This is a genomic window from Paenibacillus rhizolycopersici, from assembly GCF_014947195.2.
Classification (GTDB): Bacteria; Bacillota; Bacilli; order Paenibacillales; family Paenibacillaceae; genus Fontibacillus; species Fontibacillus rhizolycopersici.
The window spans coordinates 230,912-250,847 of the sequence record NZ_JADCNN020000001.1 but is presented as its reverse complement, the minus strand read 5'-3'; the positions used below and the strand labels follow the sequence as shown (position 1 = coordinate 250,847).

Below are 19,936 nucleotides of genomic sequence, written 5' to 3'. Positions count from 1 at the left end.
CTCCCTGCGCATATAGGCGTGGGGTGCGGGCGGTGCGGCTGAGATCAGTTGGCGTTCATACGGTGCAGGCTACCTTGTGCAAGCCCGGTACGCGGTAGGCGAGATCCCGGCATGGCTCTTGAACTGGCGGGAAAAATGGGCCAACTGCATGCCCAGCCGATCAGCAATGTCGGCGATGCTGTCGTCGGTGAAGGTCAGCAGCCGCTTGGCTTCCTCCATCCGTTTGCGCTGTACGTAATGCATGGGGGTGACGCCCATGATTTTTTTGAAATAAGGAATAAAATAATTCGGATGCAAATGGACGATGTCGGCCAGCGTTTCGATTTCAATCGGCCCGTACAGATGCTCTTGGATGTATTTCAGCACGCCGCTCAGCTTGTTCCGTTCCGTAAACTGCATATAGTCCTTCAAATAATCGCGGTATCCCCCCTCCTCCAGGCAGCAGGCGAGCAGGTTCAGGAGACAAGCCTGCATGCGCAGCCCGGCAAAAGGGCCGCCAGACTGAAACTGGCGGATCATCTCGTCGAAGGTCGCACGGACGTACTCCAGATTGCCGGCATCGCTGATGAACAACTTGCTTCCGGCATGAAACAGCGGCCATTCCCCTATTTGGGCGTCGAAATGACAGAAATAACGCGTATAGGGATCATCCGGGTTCGTAGACGTCGTCTGGCTTGTCCCTGCCGGCATGATCATAAGTTGGCCCGGTCGAGGATAATAGGTCTCCCCGTTGATGATCACCGAGCCTTCCCCTTCCGCGATAAAATAAAGCCGGTTGAAGCTAGGAGCCAGCTCCGTCCGGTTCCAGCCGGGAAAGCCGCTTCGCAGCTGGGCATGCGTCACCGTCACGGTCAAGCTCTCGGGCAGCCGCCCGGCGAGCAGATCCATCTCATTCATCGTTTCCCATTCCCTTTGTTGGATTGTAAGCCCTTCCACTTTCAAGGATTCTGATCTCATTGTAGCATTCGCATTTATCGAATACACCTTAATTTTGCGCAAAACCGTCTTAATCCGTGCCCTTCTCAACCCTTTCGATTCAAGCTAAGCTAAGAGCGACAGGACTACATAAAAGCGGACAGGATATTTAGTATGAGGTTCAAAGAAGGTTACCTCTAAGGGAAAGGCAGGGAGCGTTTAAATGGATAAACTACGTTTCGCCATCATCGGCATCGGCAATATGGGCACATCCCATGCGTTGAACCTCTGCGGCGAGATCCAGGGTGCGGAGCTGACCGCCGTATGCGACACCAACCCCGAGCGCCTGAAGTGGGCGAAGGAACATTTGCCGGAGACGGTGCAGACCTTTGACACGCCGGAAGCGTTGTTCGCTTCGCGGGCGATGGATGCCGTGCTGATCGCCACGCCGCATTACGATCACCCGACGCTGGCGGTGCAGGCTTTTGAGAGCGGTTACCATGTACTCGTGGAGAAGCCGGCCGGCGTGTTCACCAAAGCGGTCCGCGAGATGAACGAAGCGGCCGCGAAGTCGGGCAAGCAGTTTGGTATCATGTACAATCAGCGGACCAATCCGCTGTACGCCAAGCTGCGCGACCTCGTATTGTCTGGAGAGCTGGGGGCGATCCGCCGCACGAACTGGATCATCACGAACTGGTATCGTTCGCAGAGCTACTACGACTCCGGCGGCTGGCGTGCCACCTGGGCCGGAGAAGGCGGCGGCGTGCTGCTGAATCAGGACCCGCACCAACTCGATTTGTGGCAGTGGACGACCGGGATGGTGCCGAAGCGGGTCCGCGCGTTTTGCCACTTCGGCAAATACCGCAACATCGAGGTGGAAGACGACGTGACCGCCTACGTAGAATACGAAAACGGCGCCACCGGGCTATTCGTCACCACGACCGGCGAAGCGCCGGGCACGAACCGCTTCGAGTTGTCCGGCGACAACGGCAAAATCGTCGTGGAAGACGGCAAGCTCACGTTCTGGCGGCTGCGGATGCCCGAGCCGCAGTTCAACGCGGAATATACCGGCGGCTTTGGCCAGCCGGAATGCTGGAAATGCGACATCCCGGTGAGCGGCGGCGACGGACCGCAGCATAAGGGGATTTTGCAGAACTTCACGAACGCGCTGCTGCGCGGTGAGAAGCTGCTCGCCCCAGGCGAGGAAGGCATCCGCGGCCTGACGATTTCCAACGCCATGCACCTGTCGGCCTGGACCGACGATTGGGTAGACCTCCCGCTGGATGAGGAGCTATTCTACGCCAAGCTGCAGGAGAAGATTCAAGCCTCCTCGTTCCGCAAGGACGGCGGCAGCGGCAAGGTGCTCGACGTGTCGGAGACACATTGAGCATTCGGGAGATAAGAGTCTATCATTGCCGCGGCCGAAGAATAGAGTGATTTTTTCACCTTATTTGAGACATACGCTGGGGAATGCTAGCCCCCTCCTCCAATTCCGTAACAAAAAGGAGTGATAACCCATGAAATTGTCCGTATTTACCGTATCCACCCCGGATTTGACGCCGGAGGAGTTGGTACAGGCCGCAAGGGAAGCCGGTCTCCACGGTGTGGAGTGGCGTTTCAAGGAAATCCCTGCCGAGGCAACTGGTGAGAAGCCATCGTATTGGCGCAACAATTTGTGCTCGATCGATCCGTCTTCAACAGAAGAACAGCTGCTTCGCTTCAAGCGCATCACCGAAGCTGAGGGGCTTGAGATGGCAGGCATCGCGCCGTATTTGAACTCGCTGGACCTCGAGGAGACGGAGCGGGTATTCGCCGTCGCCCGCCTGCTGGGTGCGAAGACGATCCGCGTAGGCGCGGCCGGATATGACGGCTCGACGCCCTATCCCGAGTTGTACGACAAAACGGTGCGCTACCTGAAAGAAGCTGAGCGTTTGGCCAAACAATACGGCGTCAAAGGCGTCGTGGAAACACACCATCTGACGATTGCGCCAAGCGCCGGCCTCGCCCATCGACTAGTCAGCCACTGCGATCCCGATCAGATCGGCGTGCTGTATGATCCGGGCAATATGGTGCACGAAGGTTACGAGCAGTTCAAAATGGGACTCCAACTGCTCGGGCCCTATCTCGCTCATGTCCACGTCAAAAACGCCGCCTGGTCGCAAACCGGGACGCGCGAGGACGGCAGCGCGTCTTGGCGTTGCGAATGGTCGCCGCTAGCGAACGGCGTGATCGACTACAGCCGGCTGCTCCAGGACCTGGAGTCCGTTGGCTACGACGGCTACCTTGGCATTGAGGACTTCAGCGGCCATTACGGTTCGAAAGAGATGCTCCGCAAGTTTGCCGAGTTTATCCACGAAAGGATGTAAGGCCGATGACGATGGATAAACAACAGCAGCCCTCTTTTCAAGCTAAGGACGGGATGAACTATGCGCCTAAGGGGCGTCCGAATGCGGTCGTGAAGCCCGGCGACGAATTTGCATTTGCCGCGGCGGCTCTGGACCACGGGCATATTTACGGAATGGCAGGCGGGCTAATTGAAGCCGGAGCGACCTTGAAGTGGGTTTACGATCCCGACCCGGCGAAAGTGCAGGCGTTTGTGGAGCAGTACCCGCAAGCGATCCGGGCAGACAGCCTCGAGCAGGTGCTCGCCGATCCCGAGGTACGGCTCGTCGCTGCTGCGGCGGTTCCGTCGGAGCGGGGACCACTGGGTCTCAAGGTGATGGACGCCGGGAAGGATTATTTTACCGACAAGACGCCGTTCACCCACCTGGATCAGCTCGAAGCCGCACGCCGGAAGGTTCGCGAAACCGGCCGCAAATATATGGTGTATTACAGCGAACGCTTGCATGTAGAATCCGCCGTGTATGCCGGCCAACTCGTTCAGCAAGGGGCGATCGGACGCGTGCTGCAGGTAACCGGGTTTGGGCCGCACCGGCTGAATGCGGGTTCGCGGCCGGAGTGGTTTTTTCAGAAGGAGAAATACGGCGGCATTCTCTGCGACATCGGCAGCCACCAAATCGAGCAGTTCCTGTATTATACCGGGTGCCGGGACGCCAAGGTGTTGCACAGTAAGGTGGCCAACTACCATCATCCCGAATACCCCGAGCTGGAGGATTACGGCGACGCAACGCTGGTTGGCGATAACGGGGCGACCCAGTATTTCCGCGTCGACTGGTTTACGCCGGACGGCCTCAGCACCTGGGGAGACGGGCGGACGTTCATTCTGGGCACCGAAGGGTATATCGAGCTGCGCAAATACGTCGATCTTGCCCGGGACGCGGACGGCGATCATGTCTACCTGGTGAATCAGGACGGCGAGCAGCATTTTGCCGTGCGCGGTCAGGTCGGTTATCCGTTCTTTGGGGAATTGATCCTGGATTGCCTGAACCGCACGGAGAACGCGATGACGCAAGAGCACGCCTTCAAAGCCGCGGAGCTTTGCCTGAAAGCCCAGCAACAGGCGCTACAAATCACCACATCTTACTAGGACGGGAAGGGACCTTACGATGCAAGAACCGATAGGCGCAGCCATCGTCGGCTGCGGAGCGATTTTCCCGCTGCATGCCGGGGCTGTGCAGCAGTTGGACGGCGTGAAGCTGAAGGTCGTCGTCGACAGCGATGCCTCCAAAGCAGAGCAGGCAGCTGCGGAATATGCCTGCGAAGCGGCGAACGATTACCAGACCTTACTGGAACGCGATGACATTCAAGTCGTTCATTTATGTACGCCCCACCACCTGCATGCGGAGATGGCAACGCGTCTGCTACGGGCCGGAAAGCACGTGCTCACAGAGAAGCCGCTCGCGCATCACCTAAAGGCAGCGGAGGATTTGCTTGCGGAAGCGCGCCGCAACGAAGCGCAGCTTGGCGTCGTTTTTCAGAATCGATATAACGCCTCGTCCCAGAAGATCCGCGAATTCCTGGATTCGAAAACGCTGGGTCGGCTCCTCTGCCTCAAAGGTATCGTCACCTGGCACCGAGACGAGGCTTATTATACCGACAGCCCATGGCGAGGACGCTGGGCGACCGAAGGCGGCGGCGTATTGATTAACCAGGCGATCCATACGCTCGATCTCCTGCAATGGTTCGGCGGTGATGTCGTCTCCGTACAAGGAAGCGTCACCGCCGATGCCCTTGGCGACGTGATCGAGGTGGAGGATACGGCGCATGCCAGCTTCCGGTTTGCGGACGGCGTCCGCGGGTTGTTTTACGCCACCAATGCGTATTTGGCCAACTCCCCTGTCGAACTGGAGCTGGTGTTTGAAGGCGGCACGCTGCATCAGCGGGGCGACTGCCTGTATTTAATTCAGGACGGCCTAGAAAGCCTGATCTCCGAGCCGCCGGTCAGCCTCGACGACGCGGGAAGAATCATCGGCAAATCTTACTGGGGCTCAAGCCACCGGTTATTAATCGCCGATTTTTACGACCACATCCGGACAGGAACGCGCTTTGCGATTAATGGCGAAGAAGGCCTCAAAACGCTGCGGCTCATCGCAGAACTGTATCGTTCCTCCCGGACGCGAGACTCCAGATAAGAACAGGCAACCAGAACAAGGGACAGGGAACTAAGACTTAGACAAACGAAAATGGAATATCGATGCATAGAGAGTAGACCGTTTCTTACGAGGGGCGGTCTATCTTGTATCGGGGGACTTACTGGAGGGTACGACCGAGGTTAACGCAGTTTTCGCATCCTAGCGAGGATGGAAATCAGTACCGAATTCATACCTATGGGTACCTTAGACCGCTCGTTCCTTGGTTTCTCCTTCTCCCAAAGCCGGAATTGCCGGGCCATCCTGCATCGGTCCAGCTCCTTGCGAAGATCCCGGATATGCTGTTTGGCAACGTCCAAATCGTTCATATACATCACGCTCTCACCTCCTTTCCATTTTCAAGTTAATCATCACCATATTTGGATCATGATTTCCTTCTTTATCCTTTCCTATCATAACGCCAAGGTTGCGGCCGCGTAAGGGTACAAAACACCTTAAGTTCTTTTTTCCCTCTTCCTCCCCGCAAAAAAAAAGCGGCCACCTTTGTTTTATGCAAAGGGGTCGCTTTTGTTCACGGCGTTCCTCACGCTTATGGTTTATTGATAGAAATTGCGGATCCAGCGGTGGGATTTCAGCTTGGCTACCTGTTCGGCGCTTAAGCCGCGGCCGTCGCCAACCGGCATGTTGCGCTCAACGTTGCGAACCGTTCGCATTCCCGGGATGACCGTCGATACCGCCGGGTGACTCAGAACGTAACGCAGCGCGATTTCCGGCATCTCCTCCAGCGAAACTCCTAGCTCAGCGGCGATCTTCTGCACCCGATTGTACACTTCCTGCTTCCGGTCCTCGCGGAAATAGTGATTACGGAAGTCGCCTTCCTCGAATGTGGTCTCCGGCGTTACTTTGCCCGTCAATCCGCCTTCGTCCAACGCAACCCGGACGATCACGCCAACATGGTGCTTCTCACAGGCTGGCAGCAGTTGGTCCTCCGGACTTTGATCGAAAAGGTTATAGATGACCTGAACGGTATCCACGACCCCGGTTTCGATCAGCTTGATCGCATTTTCCGGCTGATGGTCATTGATGGAGACGCCAAAATGGCGGATTTTCCCCTGTTCCTTCAGCTTTTGTATGCCTTCCAACCAAGAGCCCTGGCCCACCCACTCATCGGACCAGACGTGGAACTGCTGCACATCGATCGTCTCCAGGCCGAGATGACCGAGGCTCCGCTCCGTGCAGGCAATCACATGCTCGGCGGTAAACGTTTCGTCAGCCGGTACACCGGCGCGAGCGGGCCATTGGCCGTTTTTCGGCGGAATTTTGGTGGCCACGTAAATGTCCTTCCCCTGTGCCTTCTGCTCGCGAACGACCTGTCCCACCAGCTTCTCGCTGTGGCCATCCCCGTACCCGAGGGCGGTATCGATAAAGTTAAGGCCCAGCTCAATGGAGCGGCGCAGCGCTTGCAGCGACTGGTCGTCGCTGGCTCCAACCCATCCGGATTTGCCGATCCCCCAAGCCCCGTAGCCAATTTCGGAAATCCGCAGCCCGGTTCGGCCCAGCGTTCTGTAATTCATCGTTCTTCCTCCTGTCGCGTCCAAAATGGTCCTACGCCCCCATTATACGCCCGCCGGACAGGCTCCCGCAAAAGGGACGCGCACCCTAGTTAGCCAGGTGGCTGTCGGCTGGTTCGCGATCCGCCGCTAACTCACGTCGGACGGGTTCACCCGGGCGAATCACAAGGCGTTCTCCGTCGTGCCGAATCTCCAGGCCCTCCCCTTCGCGAAGCGTATAGACGACCTGCTCCTTGTCAAAAAACACCTCAAGAAGTCGCCCCCGGTGCATCACCTTAAACCGGCAGCTCTCCCATTGCGGAGGTAGTACCGGACGGAAACCCAACACGCCGCTGCTATCGAGCCGCATTCCGCCAAACCCGTTCACGACCGCCATCCACGAGCCTGCCATCGCCGCGGTATGTAATCCGTCCTTGGCATTGCCGTTCACGTCGTCCAAATCCATCCGCACCGTCCGGCTGAAATAGTCGTAAGCGTCTTCCAACTCGCCGATTTCAGCAGCGATGATGCTGTGGATACATGGGGACAGCGAGGAATCATGCGTCGTCAGCGGTTCGTAATACCGGTAGTTGCGGATTTTCTCCTCCCGCGAAAACTGCTCGCCTAGCAAAAACAACGCCAACACCAGATCGGCTTGCTTCAACACCTGATGACGGTAGATGACAAGCGGATGGTAGTGCAGCAGCAACGGATAGTTTTCCGGCGGCGTGCCGGCGAAATCCCATTTCCGCTTGGACAAGAACGCATCGTCCTGCGCGTAGATCCCCAATTCCTCGTCATACGGGACGTACATCTTGTCCGCCGCCTGCTGCCAACCAAGGATTTCCCCTTCCGTGAGACCGATCTTCCGCTCAAGCCGGGCGAAATCCGAAGAGTACCGCTCGCGCAGCACCCCCGCAGTCTCGCAGGCATACCGAAGGTGTTCGCGGGCCATAAGGTTCGTGTAGACGTTGTTGTTCACAACCGCCGTGTATTCGTCCGGACCAGTCACCCCGTCGATGCAAAAAGCACCGCCACGGGCCGGATTGTAATGGCCGAGGTCCACCCAGAACCGGGACGTCTCGAACAAGATCTCCGCGCCCTGCTGCACGAGAAACACCTCGTCTCCCGTCGCCTGGACGTATTGGCGGATGCCGTAGGCGATGTCGGCGTTGATATGGGCCTGCGCGGTGCCCGCCGGGAAATAGGCGGAGTTCTCCTCGCCGCCAATCGTCCGCCACGGATACAGCGCGCCCCGCTGCGACATCACCTTCGCCCGCTGCCGCGCCTGCTCCAGCGTGCGGTAGCGGAATTCCAGCAAGGCCCGGCCGATCTCCGGCGTCGTGAAGGTAAAGAAGGGCAGTACGTACATTTCGGTGTCCCAGAAATAATGCCCTTCATACCCTTCGCCGGTGAGACCCTTGGCGGCCATGCTGGTCCGCCCGTCGCGTCCGGCCGACTGCAGCAGGCCAAACGCGTTAAACCGCAGCCCCTGCTGGAGCGCGGGATCGCCTTTGATCTCCACGTCGGCGCGGCTCCAGAACGCGTCCAGATAAGCATGCTGCTCCTCGGCCAGCCCGTCGAAGCCGCGGCTTTCGGCCATCTGCAGCACTTCCGCGCTTCGCATCAGCAGCTCTTCCTCCCGGGTATCTCGGGAGGTGTGAGTGCTGATAAATTTGCTCAGCGAAACGGTGTCCCCCCGGCGCAGCGCCACGTCGTACTGCACCGACAACCGCTGCCTGTCGTGCTTCTCCGACAGGCTATACGAGGCGGACGGCGGCAGCGCCAGCCGGTGGCTCATCGCCGTCAGCAGCGCGAAGCGGCTATGCCGCGTGCGCTGCTTCAGCCAGCCGCCGCCGCGCCCGTCGCTCCCCGCCTCCTCCAACAGGAGGCGGGGCTCCGTGCGGCGCGCCCCGAGGCGCGGATCTCCGCCCCGGTCCGGCGCATCTGCCTCGGCGATGTCCCCGTCCATCGCCGAGCAGATCGACACGGTGCCGTCGAAGTTCAGCGCCGTCACCTCGTAGTGGATCGCCGCCAGATGCCGATGGGTCAACGACACCAGGCGGCGGATATGAATCAGCACGCGGTGTCCGGCTGGGGATTCCCATTCTACCAACCGGTGCAACACACCGCTTTGCATATGCAGCACTCTTTTGTAGAATCGCACATGCCCCCGGTTCAAATGAAAGGTCTCGCCCTCGAGGGTCAGCTTGATGACCCCGGCATCCGTCACGTTTAGCATCGCTTGGCCCTCGAACGGAAACCCATACGCCCCTTCGGGATAAAGGATCGGCGCGGTATCGTAGAACCCGTTCACATAACAGCCGCGCACCGAGATTCCTTCCTGCCCGTGGTACCCCTCCTCAAAATGGCCGCGCATCCCGATGTACCCGTTACCCAAGGCAAACAAGCTCTCCTTGCGCTGATTGTCCTTCTCATCGTACGCATCCTCGACCAGGCTCCATTCCCGCGGGGAATGCAGTGTCGCCGGGTGCTCCTCAGACCGTTTGTTCATCCTTTCACCGAGCCTCCCATCAACCCTCTGACAAAGTACTTCTGCAAGAGGAAAAAGATCGTGAGCGGCATCAGCATGGAGATAAACGCCGCCGACGTAAGCAGATGCCAGTCGTTTCCTCTCGATCCGACGAGGTCGGCTATTTTCATCGACATCACCTGCACGCTTGGCTGGTTGCCGATGAAGATCAGCGATACCAGATAATCGTTCCATACCCACAGGAACTGGAAGATGCCGATCGAAGCCAGTGCCGGTACGGACAACGGCAGGATCAACCGGGAGAAGATCGTAAAGTGACTCGCCCCGTCAATGAAAGCCGATTCGAACAAATCCTTCGGCAACTGGCTGATGAAGTTATACATAAAATACGTCACGAGCGGTAAGCCGAAGGCGGTATGAGCCAACCAAATGCCCAGGTAGCTGCCGTTCAGGCCCAATGCAGTGTAATCCTTCAGCACCGGGATGAGCGCGACCTGCAGCGGAATGACCAGCATCGCGATGATCACCACGAACAGCGTTTTGCGCCCGGGGAACCGCAGCCAGGCAAACGCGTAGGCGGCAAACGAAGCGATCAGCACCGGGATGACCGTCGCCGGTACGGCGATCGTCAGCGTGTTCCAGAACGCCTGGGACAACCCAGTCCCCTTCTGAATCGATTCGCTGCCGTCAGCCAGCTTCAGCTTGTATTCTTTTCCGGACAGCACGTTCTTGTAGTTCTCCAGCGTCAGCGCCGGCTTAAACTCCCAGCCCTGCTCCTGCACGTTTAGTGTGCGGGCACGGCGATTCTCCCAGATCAGCCGTTGGTCATCGCTGAGAACCCCGGCTTTCAGCTCGTCGTCGTTGAAGGTTTGCCCATTCACCTCAATCGGCTCGCGCAGATCGATATCTTTGGACAGCTGAATCGTCTCCGCATTCGTCCATTCCAGGTGGGGAAACACGTTCCACCAACCGGTATGCAGAATATCCGACGCTGGCCGGAAGGAGGAGATCAATAATCCCAGCGTAGGAATGAGCCATAATAAGCAGATGACGCCCAGTACGAGATTGACGATCGTTTTGCCGCGTTTGCGTTTGGTTCCTGTGGTACGTGGCTGATTCGTGCCCGCCATTAGAATCCCCCCTGCTTGCGGATCTGCCGCAGATTAAAGAAGATGACCGGCAGCACGGCAATCAGCAGGACAATCGCCAGCGTGGAGCCGTATCCGAAATTGCGGTACATAAAGAACTGCCGGTAAAACTGCGTAGCCACCACTTCCGTCCCGTATTGTCCGCCGGTCATGACCATAACAACGTCGAAGATTTTTAGCGTAAACACGATGATCGTCGTCGTCACCGTCAGGATCGTTGCGGAGATAAACGGAATGATGATGCGGAAGAAGATTTTGATTTCACCGGCCCCGTCCACACGCGCCGCTTCCAGAATATCGTCCGGGACGCCTTTAATCGCCGCGGAGAAAATCACCATGGCGAACCCGGTTTGCATCCAGATCAGAATCAGAATGAGAAACAGATTATTCCACGGCTGCAGCATGCTGGTCCAGGCCTGTGCTTCTCCGCCCAGGGCAACGACGATGGCGTTAAGTAAGCCGATCTGCTGGTCACCGGGCTGATAATAGTACACAAACTTCCAGATCACCCCCGCCGCCACAAACGAGATGGCCATGGGCATAAAGATGATCGACTTGGCGATCTTCTCATAGCTGCTGCGATCGGCGAGGATTGCAATCAGCAGCCCGAACCCAACGCAAGCCAGCGTGCCGAGGAACACCCATAGCAGGTTGTTGCGCAGTGCCGTCCCCATCAGCTTATCGGTGAAAATCGCCGCATAGTTGGCTAGCCCCACAAACTTCTCCGAGGAGGCGTTAAAGAAGCTGAGATAGAGCGTCCGAACGGCGGGCAGAACAAGGAGCCATCCTAGCAAGATGACCGCTGGGCCGATGAAGATAAACGGCAGCACCTTCCGCCGGACCTGTTCCGGATATTGCTCCACCGCCAGGTTAAACGTATAAAAAAGAAAATATACGCCGAGCACGCCCCATAGGACCGCGCATACCGCGGTCAACAGCGGATTCAGCGTCGAGTCGCGGAAGAAACGGAATATCAATCCGTGTCCGGCGGCATTGGCGAGCAAAATGACCAGGGTGAAGAGCACGGCCCTTAGGCTGACGGTTCGCTTGGCCTCTGAACTCATCATGACCCCTCCTAAAAGTTTGGTGAGCGTAATTTTCTGAATAACCGGTTGGATTCATAATTAAGAGGGGCGGTGTACCGGAACCCACGTTTCGGTTCGCGCGCCCCTCCAGCGGTGCAGTATTATTATGGCATGCCTTTGCTACCTAGCTAAATTTAGTTCTTCCATCCTTCCTGAATTTGCGCCAGCGCTTCATCCAGCGTAGCCGTGCCGCTCACGTAGTCGGTCATTCCCTTCCAGAAGGTGCCGGCACCCACTTTACCCGGCATCAGGTCAGAACCGTCGAATCGCAGCGTGGAAGCCTCTTGCACGAGCTTCGCCATGCGGCGATCCGCCTCAGAGGTATACCAGTCAAGCGAAGCGTCGTTCATCGGCGCAATGACGCCGCCGGATTGTACCCAAGATTTAATCGATTCGCCGGTCGTGAAGAACTCCATGACGGCCCGAACTTCTGGGCGATCGTTGAACATCGAGTAGATATCGCCGGCGACAAGCACCGGTTTGCCATATTGCTCATCAATCGGCGGCAGGTAGAACCAGTCGTAGTCTTCATCGATTTTCGCCGTTTCCGGGAAGAAGCTGGTGATGAAGTTAGCTTGACGGTGCAGCCACACCTTCGGCGGATTGTCGAACATCGGGGCAGGCGAATCGCCAAAGGCCGTGGTCACGATCGACTTCGTTCCGCCATACACATAATCCGGGTTCATCCAGATTTCCGACATCTTTTCCACCGCGTGCTTCACTTCAGGGGAAGTGAATGGCAGTTCCCCGCTAACCCACTTATCATAATTCTCCGGCGAGGTCGTACGGAGCATGATGTCTTCGACCCAGTCGGTAGCCGGCCAGCCTGTTGCCGCGCCGCTTTCGATCCCGATGCCCCAAGCGGTGTCGCCATCCTTAGCGATTTGTTCCGTCAGCGCCATCAGCTCATCCCAGGTTTGCGGAATGGTGTAGCCCGCTTCCTCAAACTGTTTCTTCGGATACCACACCAAGCTCTTCACGTTGCTGCGGTTCCATACGCCCGCCATGATTTTACCGTCCTTGCCGTCCATCGTCGCCATGTCGAGCCAACTTTGATTGTAATTGGCCTTCAGCTTCTCCTGATCGAGAATGCCGGTAAGGTCAATGACCTTGCCGGTTTTGGCTACGGCAGCCAGCAATCCCGGCTGCGGGAAGTCGGCGATATCGGGCGCGTTACCACCGTCCACGCGGACGTTGATGGTCGCCTCAAACTCCTTGGAGCCTTCGTATTGGATATCGATGCCCGTCTTTTCCTCGAAATCCTTGATACTGGTCTCGAATTTCACCTGGTCGGCGTCCACGAATGGCCCGAACATCGTTACCTTGGTGCCTTTATATTCGCCTTTCAACGCGAGCTCCAGCGGCGAGCCGGTGGCTGCGGCGTCATTCGTAGCGGTGCCTTCATTTGTATTCTGCTCCGTGGTTCCGGTGTTGGCCGGGGCCGCCGGTTCGTTATTTGCCGCATTGTTCCCTCCGCCGCAAGCGCTGAGGAGAAGCGTAAACGATAATCCGCTAACAAGCAGTAAAGAAGTCCATTTTGATCTTTTATTCATTGACCCTACATCCCCTTCGATATGTTGTATGAGAAACCATCTGAAGGTCTGGCTGACAATGGAACGCTATTCGGCAAATCACCTCCTTGAAAAGCATTTCAACAGTCGAATGAATGAGGCTCCCCCTGAATCCGTTTTCATTTTGGTATAAGTGTATGACCTGCCCAACTGGAATGTTCCGTTTTTTTGAAAAGCTTTTCAAAAAGTTATTGGTAACTTTGTTGATTGCGTAGTTCGTAGTGGTGTTCGTGTAAGTAGTGATCGTGTAGGTGGTGTTTGATCGTGGTGCGTTCATGTGGATTGGGTTCAAGTTGGTACACGTTGTTAAATCGTGGTTGCTCTTTCTCGCGACGATTCGCGGACGATGAGTTTGTGTTGGAGGACTTCTCGGGGCACCGTTACACTGCCGGTTGTCAGCAGCTCATGCAGCTTCTCCGCCGCACGGTGGCCCAGGTCATAGATGGGTTGAGATATCGTTGTCAGTTTTGGAATGTACATGCCGGCCATGCGGTGGTTGTCGAAACCAACGACGGACACTTGCCCCGGCACAAGAATGTGCCGATCCCGAAGGTACGAAATCGTCCCCATGGCAAATTCATCGGCGACGCAGAACACGGCGGTCAGTGGAGGATGCTCGGTAAACAGCTCGTGTGCAGCCTGATACGCATGTTCGAAATAGTGACTGGCAAATTTCACATTGGCGATGTTGGACGTCAGCCCGTATTCCGTCATGGCTCGGACAAACCCCGCGTAACGCGGCGGTCCGGAAATCGAGTTCTCGTGATTGAAACCGATCATCCCGATTTGGCGATGCCCCAGCTCGATCAGGTAAACGGCCGCGTCGTAAGCTGCCGCCTCGTCGTCGACTTCAACGCAAGGGATCTCGTATTCATCCGAATGGGAGGACACCATGACAAAGGGGATCCGGCAGCCCACCAGCTTCTCGTAATACTCCGGAAACATTTTGTCGCTGGCAAACACAATACCGTCCACCTGCTTCTCATGAAACGCGTCGATATAGGATAACATCCGTTCCTTATCGCGGTCCGTGTTGCAGATCATCAGGCTATAACCCAGCTTGTTGCAGGCATCCTGCATTCCCCGGATCATTCCGGCGTAGTACATATTTTCGATGTCGGGGATCAATAGCCCCAGGGTAAAAGATTTCTTGTAAATCAGTCCGCGGGCGAACGCATTCGGCTGATAGCTCAGCTCCTCAATCGCCGCCAGCACCCGTTGCCGCTTGCTCTCAACCACACTTGCCGGCGCGTTCATCACGCGCGAAACCGTGCTTATGGAGACACCCGCTTTATTGGCAACATCGCGTATCGTTGGTTTGTTTTTGTTTTTGTTCATGTCGGCATCCTCGGTTTGAAAAGCTTTTCAATGCGATTATAACAAGGGGTATTTTGGAATACAAGAGTTTTTTTGAAGCGCTTACAAATTTATGGTTCATAGGGCCATTTGCCGTCTTTTCACCATTATCCCTTTGGCTCCGGTTTCGCGTAACAGATTGTCCCTAGGTGTTCGGTTACGCATCAACGTATATCCAATTGAGATCCGTTTCAGATCAACAACTATCCCTTTGAGTCCGGTTTCGGCGTTAACGTTGTCCTGTGACTCGACTCGATTTACACCTCATGATGCTGCACCGAGGTTCTAACGGAACCAGAAGACGCTAATGTCCATTTCCCGCGCTATTTCCCAACCTAACGGAACCAGAAGACGTTATTTGGCTCAAAAGGGGTCTAGTAGGCTTGATTTACGTCAAATAACGTCTCTACGTTCCGTTAGGTTTTCGAACAACTAGTTTCCCGCCAAATAAGGGCTCTACGTTCCGTTAGAAACGGATCACATGGGACTCTGCAGCAACAGATCGATATTATCGTCACAATCCTGGTGTGCCTCCCTCTAATATCTTTAACCTGATTGCCGGCCGCACGCCATCTCGCGCCAGACTGACATTGGCATAGCTGCGGATGCTGTGCCCGGGACCGATAAAATGAGCGCGTGATGGCTTATTGCCCTGTGTGCGCAACCACCACCAGGAACAGCCCTCCTCCTTGCCGTTTCGCAGAACGTAATTCTCTCTCTCGCCCTTGTCGTAAACATAAAGATTGCAGCCGTCGGGCTTCTTCAACTTCGCGTAGTCCGTCCCCGCGGCGGTTAACCACGTTTTGCCGAGGGCCGCGGTGAACGCTTTGATCTCTGCCACGCTTAGCAGAAACACTTTGTCCTCCGTATCCGGACTCCCCTCTCCATGATCCGAACAAGGCGCAAGCTTGATGAGATCCTGTTCCTCTAGGCTAAAAGCAGCAGGATAGAACTCCTCGTTCAACCACTGCCGCAAATCACAATCTCGCCACGTTACCTCCGCGGCATCGCGCCACGAAATATCTGCGCTTTTTCCGTGATATCGCTTGCACTCCAAGATCTCCTCGCTCAGGAGAAACAATTCGCTGCCCGTGTTCTCAAGAACCCGCCATAGAATGGGTTGGACTTCCCCGTCAGCGGATTGCGGGTACGAACCGAAAGTCAGGCGTTCCCCAGGCTTAATGGTCGGATTCGCTATTCCCTTTGACAAGTTAACTCTCTCCATCACGCTAACTCCCCCTTCATCCTCAGTCTACCTATCTTACAACATGTTGCCGGGGGATCCGCAACTCTATCTCTCTTTGGGTGCACCGCGACCAACTACCTTGACACACATAGTAATATGTTTTACATTGTTCTCTGAAGAGGTGAACGCATGAACGATAGCGCCATCAGCCGGGATTTGATCCGCGGCCATATTGATACGATTATTCTCCGGGTGCTGCTGGAGGGCGATAACTACGGTTATGAGATCATGAAATCCATCTCCGTCATCAGCCAGGACCGCTACGAATTGAAGGAGCCGTCGCTCTACACCAGCCTAAAGCGATTGGAAGCTCAACAGCTAATTGAGTCCTATTGGGGCGAAGACCGCAGTATGGGCGGACGGCGCAAATATTACCATATCACCCTTGCAGGAACTGAAGTGTACAAAGCTAATTTGTCGGCATGGAAAAAATCCCGCGAAATCATTGATGTCTTAATCGAGAAACAGGAGGGATCCCCATCGTGAATCCGCTGCAAAAACACGTGGATCGTTTATTCGCCGGATACCCGGCAACCGGACGCATTCGCGAGCTGAAGGAGGAAATCCTCGGCAATCTGGAAGCCAAAGCCGCCGATTACATGGCCGGCGGAATGGAGTACGAACAAGCCGTCCAGGCCGCCACGGCCAGCTTAACCCGTATCGACGGGCTGATTGACGAGAGCCCGCAGATCTATGTGAACCGCTATCGGCTGGATCTTCTGCAAAAAACGCTGTTTTTTACGCTGATTCTGTGGATACTCACCATTCCTTTACGCATGATTGAACGCACGCCGCTCAGTTTTTTGTTCTTGGTCCTCGTCCTGCTGCTCGGAATCCTCTATCTGGTCCTGAACTCCGTCTGGCGCGGCCGTGCGCTTGAAGTTACGGCTCCGCGCAACCTCCATGTTGCCCGGAGACGAAGCCGGATGGTTTGGCTATTATGGGGCCTGTTCATTCTCGTCACCCTCTTGGCCATTACTGCCCTGCGATTCGGCAGCAACATCTGGTTTGGCCATCAGGTCAAAATCGGCGGTCCTTACCAGTTTGCCGTACTTGGCATTCAATACGCCAAGCCTTTTCTGACGATCTTGATTCCCTTGGCGTTCCAGGCAAGCACCACGCTGATCTCGAAACACGAGGCGGGTGAATTCGAATGACGGCCCAACGCTTCAGACGTTGGAACATCGGAATACTCGCATTGCTCCTCGCGGGACTGGTCTGCTTTGGGGTAGTAGAAGGTGTGGCGCTACCGCGCCAGGATCAGCGCGAAGCTCAGTATACCGCTGACCAGAACAGTCCGATAACCCATGATATTGCCCGAACCGCTCATTACGCGACGCCCTACATGGGCGACGCCTCTAAAGTAACCGGCCTGTTCCGTTCGCTTCCGCTCGGCTCGATTCGCTCCTTTGCGCTGGATCCGGACGTATTTACCGTACAAGTGAATCTGGATTCTTCAACGCCGTTGGCGGATCGGGATCGCGACCCTGCATATCTATACAGCGCGACCGCTGCATTCGCTTATGTCGATAACCTGGAGGCCGTCATTTTCAACGAAGGAGCCGTTGCGTACCGCGTAACTCGGGAAGATCTGCTGACCTGGTACGGCGTCGATGGGTTTTCCGCATTCACCCGTGACGCCGCTGTTTGGAAAACAGCGGTGCAAAGCAAGCTCGAGGATGCGGAGTATGCAAGGCGCGCTTTCCAAGAACTGTTCCACAATACGCAGGTTCTGTCCGATTAACGCTGTTAACCTTTATCGCTTTCGGCAGGTGAAGCCTTTTTTCGCACTCATCTATAAGGGAAATCCGGGAAACTGAATAACAACCGCTTTGATAAAAAAAGTCGGTCAGGAGAAAACCTCCTGGCCGACTTTCGTTCGCGTGTGTGTCACTATTCCTCCTCCCGCCTCTTGATCATCTCCAGAAACTCGAGAATGATGTCGGAAACGGCGTCCTCTTCGGACATATGGATAAACTTGCTTATATGCATAATATCGCCTTTAAACAGCTCAATTAACTTTAACGTCGATTCGGGATCGTTTTCCCTGGCCTTTTGGAGCAAAATCAGGAACTCATCATCATCCGGGACAACTCTTTGATCATCTTTCGTTTCCATTTGTTCACCCCTTGCTGACTCATATTCAACTCGCGGGCGACTTCCCTCTCCGTTTTGTCCTGCAAGTATATCTTGGAGATGATCGTTTTTCCCGTCGTGGAAGGAAGCGCATTGATCAGCTGTCTCACAACGATTTTATTATCAGAAGATGAGGTGAAGCAGGTTACGGCCGGCTCGACTCCATTGAATGAACATTCCCGTTTTCTTACGACTCTCGCTCTGTATTGGACCCTCCATGCGATTCGATAAACTTCTTTCCGGTATTGCTCGTACACGGTATGTTGTTCCTTCAAAACTACCTCCCCCTTTCATATTCATCTTCTATGTATAGGGAATTTTCAAGGGGGTTTTCACAACCATTTTTATATAAGTAATTATGATTATAACATTTTTTCTATTTTTTGGTTGTACCTGGGCGAACTTTTTTTCCCCATATAGTGAAGGGCCCAAAAAATTCAAGGAGGTAACAATTATGCAGGTTGCGGATATTGTGTCGTTGGTTGCCAATGTAGGTTTTCCGGTCACGCTTTGTTTCATTTTGATCAAATATGTGCTGCAAACCGTCGGCGATAAACTGGGCAAAATCGAGACTTCCCTGCAGGCCCTCTCCGAGGAGGTGCAGCGTCTGGATGCCATTCTGGATGAAGACCGGTCACCCTCCGGTTCCCCCGTCATCAAAGAAACTAGGAAACTGTGAAAATTCCCTAACGGGAGGTTGTACCGCAGGATCAGGCGAAAAACGCCCCTATTTATATCTATAGCGAGCCCGGCACATTTAGAACATTTGATGTCAGAAAAAAAGCCCCATGCTCCGCTATCCCTTTGACTCCGGGGATTTGGCGATCCATGAGGCTTTTATTATTCCGCAGTTGGGAGCTCACGCTTACGGCTTGGTGAGCCCTTGGTGCAGTGCATCCAGCAGCCGGAGCGTCCGGTCGCAGCCATACTCCCAGAACATCACCCCAGCCAGCTCTTGCTCCTTGACGTATTCGCATTTGCAGCGAATGGAAGTTTCGTCATCGTAAGAGATAAACGTTTGGCCATCGAAGAGATACGGCGCTTGGGCCTCGTCATCCCAGTAACGGACAAATCCGTTACGATCGATATACTCGGCGGTCAGCGCTGTAAAGTCCGGGCCGTACCCACCGGGGCCGGGGGACATTTGATACAATCCGCGATTGACGTTCGGAACGTCCTTCCACATGCGCGAATAGAACGCCGCGCCGATGACGATTTTCTCCTTCGGCACCCCGGCTCGGACAAACAGGTTAACCGATGCGTCAACGCTGATGCGAAACAGATCGCCTGTCCCTGTGTACAGATTGGTGTGGTGACCGGTCAACGTCTGGAACCCGCCTCGCATGTCGTACGTCATCAACTGGACGAAATCGAGGTAACGCTGCACCTCGGCCATCGCCGTGCCGTCGATATAGTATTGGTCCGCGCCCGCCGCGATCGTCAGCCCATAATGGCGGCCGTCTCGCTCGCCTTGCCGGTCCAACGCTTCCCTCATCGTGCGCAGCAGCAACGTGAAATTCACCTTATCCTTCGGACTGGCAGCAATGCCTGCCGCGGCATAACAAGGGTACTCCCAATCCAGGTCGATTCCGTCAAGCGCATGCTCCGTGACAGCCCGGACTGCTGACTCGGCCATCGCCTGCCGGCCGGCTTCCGTCGAAGCGGCTTCCGAGAAGCCACCGGCACTCCAGCCGCCTACGGAGAGCAGGACCGTCAATCCGGGATGTTCCCCTTTCATTTCGGGCAGCAGCCCCAGGTTCTGCAGATGCCCGGTTTCGATTCGATCCTCTCTCACATGTCCAAAGGCGATATTCATATGGGTCAGCTTCATCAAATCTTCCTTCGTCAGTTCAGGGAGATGGCGGTCGCTGACATATCCCGCCACCACATAGTTCAGGCTCATTTGGGCGCTCCTTCCTTTGCTTGCGCGGCCATCAGAATCGGC

20 protein-coding genes are annotated in these 19,936 nt (G+C 55.6%); 8 read left to right on the top strand and 12 right to left on the bottom strand.

Going from position 1 to position 19,936, the window contains the following annotated elements; all coding sequences use genetic code 11:
* Positions 1–69 precede the first annotated feature (69 nt).
* Positions 70–897, bottom strand: coding sequence for an AraC family transcriptional regulator (locus IM700_RS01095; RefSeq protein ID WP_193415621.1), 828 nt, complete (start codon positions 895–897; stop codon positions 70–72).
* A gap of 241 nt (positions 898–1,138) precedes the next feature.
* Here IM700_RS01095 and IM700_RS01090 point away from each other — a divergent pair, with 241 nt between their 5' ends.
* The 4 genes from IM700_RS01090 (at position 1,139) to IM700_RS01075 (ending at position 5,447) form a co-directional block, all read left to right on the top strand.
* On the top strand, positions 1,139–2,302 hold the full coding sequence (locus tag IM700_RS01090; protein ID WP_193415622.1) for a Gfo/Idh/MocA family protein: 1,164 nt from the start codon (positions 1,139–1,141) through the stop codon (positions 2,300–2,302).
* Between the two features lie 130 nt (positions 2,303–2,432).
* Positions 2,433–3,281 (top strand): sugar phosphate isomerase/epimerase family protein, encoded by an 849-nt coding sequence (locus IM700_RS01085; RefSeq protein ID WP_193415623.1) that lies wholly within the window; start codon positions 2,433–2,435, stop codon positions 3,279–3,281.
* Between the two features lie 11 nt (positions 3,282–3,292).
* Complete coding sequence (locus IM700_RS01080; RefSeq protein ID WP_193415867.1) at positions 3,293–4,402, top strand: Gfo/Idh/MocA family protein; 1,110 nt, start codon at positions 3,293–3,295, stop codon at positions 4,400–4,402.
* 19 nt (positions 4,403–4,421) lie between these two features.
* Positions 4,422–5,447, top strand: coding sequence for a Gfo/Idh/MocA family protein (locus IM700_RS01075; RefSeq protein ID WP_193415624.1), 1,026 nt, complete (start codon positions 4,422–4,424; stop codon positions 5,445–5,447).
* A gap of 140 nt (positions 5,448–5,587) precedes the next feature.
* Here the strand turns inward: IM700_RS01075 and IM700_RS01070 are convergent, their stop codons facing one another.
* The 8 genes from IM700_RS01070 to IM700_RS01035 form a co-directional block, all read right to left on the bottom strand.
* Positions 5,588–5,779 (bottom strand): hypothetical protein, encoded by a 192-nt coding sequence (locus tag IM700_RS01070; RefSeq protein ID WP_155608576.1) that lies wholly within the window; start codon positions 5,777–5,779, stop codon positions 5,588–5,590.
* 222 nt (positions 5,780–6,001) lie between these two features.
* The gene (locus IM700_RS01065) at positions 6,002–6,979 is read right to left on the bottom strand and encodes an aldo/keto reductase (RefSeq protein WP_193415625.1); all 978 of its coding nucleotides are present in this window, start codon (positions 6,977–6,979) and stop codon (positions 6,002–6,004) included.
* An 85-nt stretch (positions 6,980–7,064) separates the two neighbouring features.
* On the bottom strand, positions 7,065–9,470 hold the full coding sequence (locus IM700_RS01060; RefSeq protein ID WP_193415626.1) for a glycoside hydrolase family 65 protein: 2,406 nt from the start codon (positions 9,468–9,470) through the stop codon (positions 7,065–7,067).
* Positions 9,467–10,579 (bottom strand): carbohydrate ABC transporter permease, encoded by a 1,113-nt coding sequence (locus IM700_RS01055; RefSeq protein WP_193415627.1) that lies wholly within the window; start codon positions 10,577–10,579, stop codon positions 9,467–9,469. The genes IM700_RS01060 and IM700_RS01055 overlap by 4 nt, the downstream gene beginning before the upstream one ends.
* Positions 10,579–11,664: a carbohydrate ABC transporter permease gene (locus IM700_RS01050; RefSeq protein ID WP_240908821.1), complete on the bottom strand. Its 1,086-nt coding sequence runs from the start codon at positions 11,662–11,664 to the stop codon at positions 10,579–10,581. Before IM700_RS01050 ends, IM700_RS01055 begins: the two co-directional genes overlap by 1 nt.
* Positions 11,665–11,816: 152 nt before the next feature.
* Positions 11,817–13,235 (bottom strand): ABC transporter substrate-binding protein, encoded by a 1,419-nt coding sequence (locus tag IM700_RS01045; RefSeq protein ID WP_193415628.1) that lies wholly within the window; start codon positions 13,233–13,235, stop codon positions 11,817–11,819.
* 324 nt (positions 13,236–13,559) lie between these two features.
* Complete coding sequence (locus IM700_RS01040; protein WP_193415629.1) at positions 13,560–14,591, bottom strand: LacI family DNA-binding transcriptional regulator; 1,032 nt, start codon at positions 14,589–14,591, stop codon at positions 13,560–13,562.
* A gap of 532 nt (positions 14,592–15,123) precedes the next feature.
* Entirely contained in the window at positions 15,124–15,834 is a 711-nt protein-coding gene (locus IM700_RS01035) for a DUF6273 domain-containing protein (RefSeq protein WP_193415630.1), read from the bottom strand.
* A gap of 150 nt (positions 15,835–15,984) precedes the next feature.
* Here IM700_RS01035 and IM700_RS01030 point away from each other — a divergent pair, with 150 nt between their 5' ends.
* The 3 genes from IM700_RS01030 to IM700_RS01020 are packed head-to-tail and all read left to right on the top strand — an operon-like array spanning position 15,985 to position 17,599.
* A complete protein-coding gene (locus IM700_RS01030) occupies positions 15,985–16,341 on the top strand; it encodes a PadR family transcriptional regulator (protein ID WP_193415631.1) in 357 nt (118 codons plus the stop codon).
* On the top strand, positions 16,338–17,012 hold the full coding sequence (locus IM700_RS01025) for a permease prefix domain 1-containing protein (RefSeq protein WP_193415632.1): 675 nt from the start codon (positions 16,338–16,340) through the stop codon (positions 17,010–17,012). Before IM700_RS01030 ends, IM700_RS01025 begins: the two co-directional genes overlap by 4 nt.
* Entirely contained in the window at positions 17,009–17,599 is a 591-nt protein-coding gene (locus tag IM700_RS01020; protein ID WP_193415633.1) for a DUF4825 domain-containing protein, read from the top strand. Before IM700_RS01025 ends, IM700_RS01020 begins: the two co-directional genes overlap by 4 nt.
* A gap of 149 nt (positions 17,600–17,748) precedes the next feature.
* On the opposite strand, the gene IM700_RS01015 is transcribed toward IM700_RS01020, so the two are convergent.
* Positions 17,749–17,973, bottom strand: coding sequence for a hypothetical protein (locus IM700_RS01015; RefSeq protein ID WP_155608586.1), 225 nt, complete (start codon positions 17,971–17,973; stop codon positions 17,749–17,751).
* Positions 17,922–18,266: a DUF1492 domain-containing protein gene (locus IM700_RS01010; protein ID WP_068787158.1), complete on the bottom strand. Its 345-nt coding sequence runs from the start codon at positions 18,264–18,266 to the stop codon at positions 17,922–17,924. Before IM700_RS01010 ends, IM700_RS01015 begins: the two co-directional genes overlap by 52 nt.
* A 179-nt stretch (positions 18,267–18,445) precedes the next feature.
* Here IM700_RS01010 and IM700_RS01005 point away from each other — a divergent pair, with 179 nt between their 5' ends.
* Positions 18,446–18,670 carry a hypothetical protein gene (locus tag IM700_RS01005; protein WP_193415634.1) on the top strand — a complete coding sequence of 75 codons (225 nt, stop codon included), beginning with the start codon at positions 18,446–18,448 and terminating at the stop codon, positions 18,668–18,670.
* A 186-nt stretch (positions 18,671–18,856) separates the two neighbouring features.
* On the opposite strand, the gene IM700_RS01000 is transcribed toward IM700_RS01005, so the two are convergent.
* The gene (locus IM700_RS01000; RefSeq protein WP_193415635.1) at positions 18,857–19,894 is read right to left on the bottom strand and encodes a glycoside hydrolase family 18 protein; all 1,038 of its coding nucleotides are present in this window, start codon (positions 19,892–19,894) and stop codon (positions 18,857–18,859) included.
* Positions 19,895–19,936 lie beyond the last annotated feature (42 nt).